This window comes from Propionibacterium sp. (assembly GCF_047719395.1).
Taxonomy (GTDB): domain Bacteria; phylum Actinomycetota; class Actinomycetes; order Propionibacteriales; family Propionibacteriaceae; genus Propionibacterium.
This window is the reverse complement of the sequence record NZ_JBDNTB010000079.1, coordinates 1-8213: the sequence shown is the minus strand read 5'-3', so window position 1 is coordinate 8213 and position 8213 is coordinate 1. Positions and strand designations below refer to the sequence as shown.

At 60.3% G+C, this 8213-nt stretch carries 7 protein-coding genes and 1 pseudogene; 7 read left to right on the top strand and 1 reads right to left on the bottom strand.

Annotated elements, in window-relative coordinates; translation table 11 throughout:
• Nucleotides 1–703, top strand: a pseudogene (locus ABF648_RS11370) (integrase core domain-containing protein); the annotation flags it as partial.
• A 136-nt stretch (nt 704–839) separates the two neighbouring features.
• Here the strand turns inward: ABF648_RS11370 and ABF648_RS11365 are convergent.
• Nucleotides 840–1388, bottom strand: a complete 549-nt coding sequence (locus ABF648_RS11365; protein WP_415632374.1) for a hypothetical protein — start codon at nt 1386–1388, stop codon at nt 840–842.
• A 639-nt stretch (nt 1389–2027) separates the two neighbouring features.
• Here ABF648_RS11365 and ABF648_RS11360 point away from each other — a divergent pair.
• Genes ABF648_RS11360 through ABF648_RS11335 form a run of 6 tightly spaced genes read left to right on the top strand, consistent with a single transcriptional unit; the run spans nt 2028 to nt 8178 of the window.
• On the top strand, nt 2028–3407 hold the full coding sequence (locus tag ABF648_RS11360) for a hypothetical protein (protein WP_415632373.1): 1380 nt from the start codon (nt 2028–2030) through the stop codon (nt 3405–3407).
• Entirely contained in the window at nt 3400–4521 is a 1122-nt protein-coding gene (locus tag ABF648_RS11355; protein ID WP_415632372.1) for a glycosyltransferase family 4 protein, read from the top strand. The genes ABF648_RS11360 and ABF648_RS11355 overlap by 8 nt, the downstream gene beginning before the upstream one ends.
• Before the next feature lie 12 nt (nt 4522–4533).
• Nucleotides 4534–5646: a glycosyltransferase gene (locus ABF648_RS11350; protein WP_415632371.1), complete on the top strand. Its 1113-nt coding sequence runs from the start codon at nt 4534–4536 to the stop codon at nt 5644–5646.
• Entirely contained in the window at nt 5583–6260 is a 678-nt protein-coding gene (locus ABF648_RS11345) for a hypothetical protein (RefSeq protein ID WP_415632370.1), read from the top strand. The genes ABF648_RS11350 and ABF648_RS11345 overlap by 64 nt, the downstream gene beginning before the upstream one ends.
• Nucleotides 6257–7459 carry a hypothetical protein gene (locus tag ABF648_RS11340; RefSeq protein WP_415632369.1) on the top strand — a complete coding sequence of 401 codons (1203 nt, stop codon included), beginning with the start codon at nt 6257–6259 and terminating at the stop codon, nt 7457–7459. Before ABF648_RS11345 ends, ABF648_RS11340 begins: the two co-directional genes overlap by 4 nt.
• 26 nt (nt 7460–7485) lie before the next feature.
• Nucleotides 7486–8178 (top strand): glycosyltransferase family 2 protein, encoded by a 693-nt coding sequence (locus tag ABF648_RS11335; protein ID WP_415632368.1) that lies wholly within the window; start codon nt 7486–7488, stop codon nt 8176–8178.
• Nucleotides 8179–8213 lie beyond the last annotated feature (35 nt).

Below are 8213 nucleotides of genomic sequence, written 5' to 3'. Positions count from 1 at the left end.
CCCCCCCCCCCCCCCCCCCCGAGGGGCCTGCAGGGATGGTCGATCGGATCGTGACGCTGCGATGGCGGCGGCTCGGGCCCGCGCAGATCGCCGGCGAGCTCGCCATGGCGCCCTCGACAGTTCACACCGTGCTCGTACGTTGTCGGCTCAACAAGCTGTGCCACATCGACCGGGTCACCGGTGAACCGATCCGCCGCTACGAGCACGACCATCGGGTTCGCCGATCCATGTCGACGTTACGATGCTCGGCAACATCCCGGCCGGTGGAGGGCACAAGTTCCTCAGCCGACAACAGAGCAAGGCCACCGCGCATGCACAGGCGCGCCGGACCGGTGAACGCGGTCGCGGACACCGGCCTCGATGACCACTCCCGTGTCGCCCACATTGAGATCTGCGCCGACGATAAAGCTGTCACCGCGGCCGGCGTGCTCGGACGCGCCATCGCCTGGTGAGACGCCTGCGCTGGACCCGAGATCACACACAAACGGACCCGCCCCTACCGACCGCAGACCAACGGCAAGATCGCGCAATTCCATCACACCCTCGCCGACGGATGGACATACGCCCGCTTCTACTCCTCCAACACTGACCCCCGCGAAGCACTACCCGGCTGGTTGCACTTCCACAACCACCACAGGTCCACTCCGCACTCGGAGCCCCACCCGTCAGCAGACTCAACAATCTGCCAGGGAAATACAGCTGATATGTAGTGTTGTTTTGTCAAGCGAGCAGGGTCAGGTGCCGCCAGGCTGGATGTCTGGCGGCACCTGTTTGTGGTGACTCGAATGCTTGCCGGCTGGGGTTCCGCGTGTCTGTTCGACGGCGTGCCAGTCTGATATTCACGGATTGGTCACCGCAGGACGGTGCTTCCCGCTCGGAACAGGCCGCCTGCCCAGGATCGAGCGTCGCCCAGCAGATGTCGGACTGCTCATAGGCGTATCGCAGACTGTTCCGTGCGCTGCCTCGCCCCAGTCAGCACAGGTTCGGGTCAAGACTGAGGGGCCCGCAGGTCCCTCGCCGATGACGGCCAGGGACCAGCACCAGCCCGCCAGTTCCCGAACGATAGCGGTGTTGGCCACACTGGGACGCTTGTTACGGGCCTTGAACTGGTTCCAGTCGCCGATCTCGACGGCCAGACCCAACCCCGTCAGATCCGAGATGCCCCTCAGCCACCCCAGGCGTCGGATGATCGGGGTCCAGGGTGAATCGGCGGTGATCTGGCTGATCCGCTCGTCGAGACGGTCCCTGCGCAGGATGGTGGAAAGACGTGGTCCAGGCCCTCGTCGAAGGCCGTCTAGGGGGCGATTGCGCCCGTACTTCCCGAAGAACGCCGATCTGTCCATCCACGACCCGACAGGCTCAAAGCCATGGTCGACGAACTCAACCACCGGCCCCGGAGGAGCCTCGGTTGACGCACCCCAGGAGAGGCCGACACCGCAGCCATGACATCTCGTCACACTGAACCCCGTGTCGCAACGACCACCCGAACCCACACCAAGGGGCACAAGCCGGTAGCCTTCAACTTGAAGGTGTTCCTCGAACTGGTGGATTCGGTCTGAGAAACACCCCTCCTCCCAGGCCGGCGTACTTTCATCCATCTGACAAAGCGCGGCGCCATCAAAGCACGGCATCATGGTATTCCCACGCCAAGAGCAAGACGGAAGTGAAAGAATGCGTGACATGCTGAAGCGGCGATCATGCGAATGCATTGCAGCACTCGATTTGTGTGTGCAATTGAGGGTCGTGGCTTGGCTCCCCCACGAGGCGGTGGGCACAAACGTGATCGCGCAGTGCCATTCATCCAAGAACGGAACTCAAGCTCAGAGCACAAGGACTCGCATATGACGGTACCCGCGGCTCCAGCCCGGCATCGGCACGTGGAAGGCGACGGTGCCTCTGGCCGCGCAAACTCGCCACTGTCTTTCTTATCCGCGCTGACCTATGCCCTCGGGGCCGTACTCCTCGCGATCGTGATCATCATCTGCGCGCAGAGCTCGACGGATCCCGGCTCCGTCTCAGGTGTATTCGTGGCAGCGGCCATGGCGGTGCTACTGGGGGCCATCCTCTCGCCAAGGGCGGGCGCGCTGACATTCGTTGTCTGCTACTTCTTCGCGATGTTCATGGCGGTCCCCGCAGCAGTCCAGATCAGTCAGGACAGCTTCCCATTCGGGGGGTCCTACAGCACGGAGCAGCTCAACGCGGGACTTCTCGTCGTGGCACTCGGGCTGCTCTCGCTTCTCGTGGGTATGGGACTCGCATCAGCCCACGGCAGCCCAAAGAAGAAAGATGTGAGAACAATCGCGGGGCCTTCCACGAAGACTGCCTCCGCGCAGCAGTCAATCCGGCTTGCGCTGCGGCTGAGCCTCGTATTCACCGCCGTTGCGGCAGCGCTTGGCACGCTGGCCGGACCTAGCAAGCTCTTCACACCTCGAGCTGATGCGACGGACGATCTGGTGGTGGACTCCCAGGGACTGCTCATCGCTCGGAGCTTTGCGGTCGTAGCATTACTTCTTTGCATTATCGCCATCCAACGTCCGCGTGAGCGAACACTGCATCACGCCTCTTGGTTGTGCCTTATCCCAGTCGCAGCAGTCGCATTCGTGGTGAATTTTCCGCCGGCGCTGCCGAGATTCCAGTTACTCGGGATCGTACTCGCGGTTGCAGTGCTGCTCGTCGACTTCCACCGGCCGCTCGTCAAAGCGCTGTTCACCGGGATGGCTACGTTCTTCCTGTTCTTTGCATTCGCGTCGGTGAAAGACCTGAGTAGCAACTCTTTGCTCACGTCCTTCACGCCAAATTCACTGGCGCAGTGGGATCCCGGGCAGTATCTGCTGAGCGTGGACTTCGATGGTTTCAAGCAGACGGTGGACACTCTCATCTACTATTCGAACGCGAGTCCCCGGTGGGGTGTGAATTTTCTTGGGGTATTTTTGTTTTGGATACCAAGGGCCTTGTGGCCCGGCAAGCCAGTGCCCACTGGGCAGATCGTGAGCGAAGGGCTGGGATACTGGTACACCAATGTCTCCAACCCGTTGCCGGCCGAGGCTTTCGCAAGTTGGGGTCTGGCCGGTGTAATCATTGTCCTCCTGATTGCCGGTGTGATCGTCATGCGCATCGAGCGGTCGGTACTCCAGCCGGGGGAACTGACAGTGCCACGGCTCTCCCTCTACGCACTCGCTACTGGATATTCAACGATTCTCCTCCGCGGCGCACTCAATGCCGTCGCACCAATGATATGCACAGTTTTCGTGCTGACGGTCGTAGTAAACCTCGTATACAGACGCTATTGGGCCTTTTCCGATAGCCTCGATGAAGCCCTTCTCAGGAAAACTCAGAATGGTGTGAAGAGAGCTCAGGTCGGCACTGCCGGCCGTCGGGGACAGCATCACACGAGGGCTCATGTCTGAGCGCGTGGTCATCGATGGAAGATTCCTCGCTCAGCCAGTGACGGGCGTCCAGAAAGTGGGAATCGAGTTCTGTCTGGCACTGGACCACCTGCTTGCGGAAGGCAAACTACCGGAGGCGGACGTGCGGGTGGCGGTGCCCGGTCACGCCCGGCTAGTCACGTCGCCGCGATGGAAGTGCATCCGCCTGGTGCGCGCAGGACGACTTTCCGGGCATCTCTGGGAACAGTTCGAGCTGCCATTCATCGCTCGTGGCGCAAAGCTGCTGGCTCTGGGCAACACAGCTCCTCTGGCATCACTGATCTTCAGCGCCCACAGCACATATGTCATGGTGCATGACCTCTCATACCGCTATTTTCCAACCGCCTACGGCCGTGCTTTCCGGCTCTTCTACGAACTCGTCATCCCGGTCGTGCTGCAACGTGCCCGCCGCGTCTTCACGGTCTCAGAATCGGAGCGGTCGGCCATTTTGCACGAGTACCCGAGGAAAATGGAGAAGTCCAGGATCGTGGCTGTGCAGAACGGCGGAGCCGTCGTTCCAGCTGATGCGATCCCGGGGAGGCGAAGCAGGGGCAGGAATTGCCTTTGCGTGGGATCACTCACGAAGCGCAAGAACGCGGAAGGACTTGTGGCCGCAGCAATCAGGCTGGTCGGTCGGCATGATGCAACATTCACATTCGTCGGCTCGACGAGCGCGCACTTCGAAGGGGTGCGCGTTGACATTCCTGTGGATGCGGCCCGCTCGATTCGGTTCCTGGGGCAGATCGACAATCCTGAGCTGCTTGCATACGAGTACTCGAAGGCCGCTGTCTTCGTTTTCCCATCCTTCTACGAGGCTTCCCCATTGCCCCCGATTGAGGCCATGGCACACGGGTGCCCTGTGGTGGCAAGTGCCATCCCGAGTCTCCAAGAGCGGTGCGGGGACGCCGCCGTGTACTGCGATCCGTACGCGATTGAGACTATCGTCGCTGCGACAGCCTCATTGCTCGACTCCGACGAGCTCTGGAATCATCAGCAGCGGGCCGGACTCAGCCGTTGCGGAGAATTCTCTTGGGAAGCGCAGGCTCAACGAATCTTCGCAGAGGTGTTGCAAGAAGGCCAGCGTGATGACAGTTAATGGAGCACCTGCGTGACCGGTATCATCGTCCATGAATGGCTCGAGAAAAGGGGCGGCGCCGAGGGGGTTGTCGACGCCATGCGTGAGTCATTCCCCGACGCCGGGCTCGTAGCGCTGTGGAATGACGCACCCGAAAAGTATCGCGATGTGCGCGAATCGTGGCTGGCGCACACCCCACTGCGACGGCACAAGGCGCTTTCGCTGCCCCTTCAGCCTATGACATGGCGTCATGTGCTGCCGCGCTCGCATGTTGACTGGGTGCTCGTCAGCTCGCATCTCTTCGCCCACCACGTGGACGTGCGGAATCGGTCTGGTGAAAGGGTCCCGAAGTACGTGTACGCGCATACCCCGGCTCGATATATCTGGGCACCTGAGCTCGATGAGCGTGGACAGGCCTTTCCTGCGCGTGCGGCTTCCGCTCTGCTCAAGCCGCTCGACCGCAATCGCGCGCAAGAGGCAGTCGCCATCGCAGCCAACTCGCGATTCGTTCGGGAGCGAGTCCACCACGCATGGGGACGCGAGGCGACGGTCATCTATCCCCCGGTCCGCGTTGATGAGATCCGACGTGTCGCGGACTGGCGCACGAAGCTCAACGGAGAAGAATTGTGCGCCCTTGAGTCGCTGCCGCAGGAATTTGTCCTCGGCGCTTCGCGTTTCGTGCCATACAAGCGGCTCGACTGGGTGATTCGAGTCGGAGCAGCCTTCGATGTGCCTGTGGTAATCGCCGGAGATGGGCCGGAAGAGCCGCATCTGCGGACGATGGCTGCTGAGGCGCGCGTGCCGGTACAGTTCGTCCTGCGCCCATCCACGCCGATGCTTTACGCGCTCTACCAAGCGGCGTTGGCGTTCGTGTTTCCGGCAATCGAGGACTTCGGGATCATGCCGGTGGAGGCACAAGCCGCTGGTACTCCGGTCGTCACAACCAGTGTCGGCGGAGCCACCGAGTCACACGTGGAAGGTCTGACCGGCGTAAGCGCGGTGCGGGACGACGAGCACGCACTCGTGTCAGCGCTCGAGAAGGCCATTCTGCTTCGGGATGAGGCCGCGATGCGTGCCGAAGCATGTCACTTCAGTTCCGGCGCGTTCCAGAGGTCATTGAAGCGCTGGATGAAGGATGCATTGTGAATGCGGCAGGGGACGGGAGCGGCAGGGAAGTTCCTCTTCCAGGCGCGCATGGACCGCGTAAACAGCAGCCTCTCACGCGTCGCGAGCCAGTATCCCTGACCGAGCAGAAGGGGATTGATGGAAAGGGATTGATAGACTGCCCGGCAACTCCAGCGGCGTCCATCAGCGCCTGCCTCAGGCGCGTCCTTATCTCTTGGCGGGACAACGAATTCCCTGTTTTGGAGGCAATATTGCACACTCTCAGTATTCAAGATGTTGCCCATCTCGCCAGACCTTCCGACCGCTATCCGCCTTATTCTGCCACAGACTCTTCCGTTCTTCCTTTCCGTGGTGAACCTGCTCGCCTTGGACTTCTCGAGGAAATACAATTGGAACGTCGAACCATCGGATTCCGCGTCGGGGGTATCAGAGATTCCCTCGAGGTCGAAGGGCTCGGCATCACCGCCCCGACTGAAAAAGCGCCTTCGTCGCCCTCGACCATCGAGGAGATTCTGACTGACAACGCGCTGAACCCAGACCTTAGTAAGAAAGGCACATCGGAGACCGGACAACACACCCTAGTGCGCTCCTTTGAGAAATATCTGACCGTTCTTGACGAAGCCACCGGCGGATGAAGATACTCCTCCGCCGGGTCGCGGGTTTTGCGATGCTCCCGGGACTCTCGATGCTCGCCAGCCTTGTGTTGCTCCCGCTCATAGCCCATTTCGACGGAGCCGCCGGTTGGACCGGAATGGCACTCGGGCAGAGCGTCGGAGCTCTTGTCAGTCTCGTGGGAGGACTTGCGTGGCCCACAGTGGGTGCCCAACGCATTGTTGAAGCTGAGGATGCCGATACGCGTCGACGAATCTTCGCGGTCAGCCTCATGAGTCGTGGTCCGCTCATCGCGCTTCTCGCAACCGTGGCCCTCCCCGCCGTGTGGTGGCTTGCGGCACCTACGCAACGGCTTTCAACTGCATGCTTTCTGACTGCCACATCTCTCAACGGGCTTACCGCGTCTTGGTACTACGCGGGAACCGGCAGCCCCCGCCATCTAGTTGTTAATGAGGGGATTACGCGATTCGCCGGCTACGCTCTCGCGATTCCCGCAGTCATTATTAGCAATTCGACACTATCCTATGCTGCCTTGAATCTCGTATTCGTCATTGTCGCGATCGGCTTGAACTACAGAACAATCTTCGGATCTCGCGGCATGCCTCACGTTGGATGGGCACAAGTTCGCGAGGTATATCAAGTTCACTTCTTGGGAAGTCTGGCCCGCCTTGCGGGATCAGCCCATTCCTACTTGCCCACTTCACTGCTTTCTGCGACTGCGCCAAGCGTCGTCCCGCTGTTCACTGCAATCGATAACGTGTACAAGTCCGGGTGCAACGCGGTGGACTTTCTGCCGTCGGCGCTCATAGAGTGGATGCAAACGGCTGAAACAAATGCTCACCGACGCAAGGTCGTGGCCATCACAGTTTGTATGGTCATTGCAAGCCTGGTGTTCTTCGGATGGCAACTCATCGGTCCCGCTTTGATGCGCTTCCTCTATCAGGGCGTGGTGACATTTGGTCCCGTGGAAATCCTTGCCATCGGTGCGAGCGTCGCGCTCGCGCTACTCGTTGATGCCCTTGAACTGCTTGATCTCGTGCCCCGGCACGGGGAGAACCTCGTCTTCACGACCGAGCTTGTCGTCTCCCTGGCAGGCATTATCGCTGTTGTACCGATGGCCTTGGTCTTCGGGGGCATCGGGGCCTTCGCCACCTACGCCATTGCCTCCGGAGTGAAGCTGTCAATTTTCGCCGGGCAACGATTCTTGGAATCAAGGCGGTAGGCGCTATGCATCAAGGAATAACAGCGATGATCGAGCAGTCCGGCACCATAGGCAGCCACACTCGCGGCTCGCGGGATAATGACTGGCCAACCTACCAGGTGGCGGTAATCATAGCTACTGCAGGACGCCCGGCAGCGGCACAGGACCCCATCGATGCAATTGCTGCGATGACCCCGTATTTGCACGCAGAAGGAGTCGTGTTGAAGGGGATCGTGAGCGCACCCACCCCAGAGGATGTCAGCGATCTCGCCTTGCCTGACAACTGGCGAATGCTGTTCGGCGCGCGCGGATTGGCGGCTCAACGGAATACCGCACTTGATAGTCTTCGCGATGAGACCGACGTGGCATTTTTTTTCGACGATGATGCGATTCCGAGAGAAGACTACATTTCGACTGCGTTGAAAACGTTTCGAGACCATCCTGAAGTTGTTGCACTCACCGGACAAGTCATCATAGATGGCGCCCCGCAGGGCAGGGAGGTGTCAGCGCAGGAAGCTCGCGTTCTATTGGAGCAAAGTTTTGCGTCTATACCTCGAGGTCGTATCGGGAAAGCGGATGTGACTTGGCAGGAACTATACGGTTGCAACTTCGCCATCAGATGTTCAGCTCTCTCGACGCAGCGCTTCGATTCCAAGCTTCCCCTCTATTCATGGTTGGAGGACCTCGACTATGCTCGTCGTGCCATTCGTGTGGGCCCTTTGGCGGCTCTTCACGATTGAGGGTGTAGTTGGGGTCTGAATCCTCCGGCCTCGAG

Excerpts from the sequence above, each read along its gene's own strand:
- ABF648_RS11355 (WP_415632372.1), top strand. The coding sequence starts at position 3,400 with ATGTCTGAGCGCGTGGTCATCGATGGAAGATTCCTCGCTCAGCCAGTG.
- ABF648_RS11345 (WP_415632370.1), top strand. The coding sequence starts at position 5,583 with ATGTCACTTCAGTTCCGGCGCGTTCCAGAGGTCATTGAAGCGCTGGAT.
- ABF648_RS11340 (WP_415632369.1), top strand. The coding sequence starts at position 6,257 with ATGAAGATACTCCTCCGCCGGGTCGCGGGTTTTGCGATGCTCCCGGGA.
- ABF648_RS11335 (WP_415632368.1), top strand. The coding sequence starts at position 7,486 with ATGATCGAGCAGTCCGGCACCATAGGCAGCCACACTCGCGGCTCGCGG.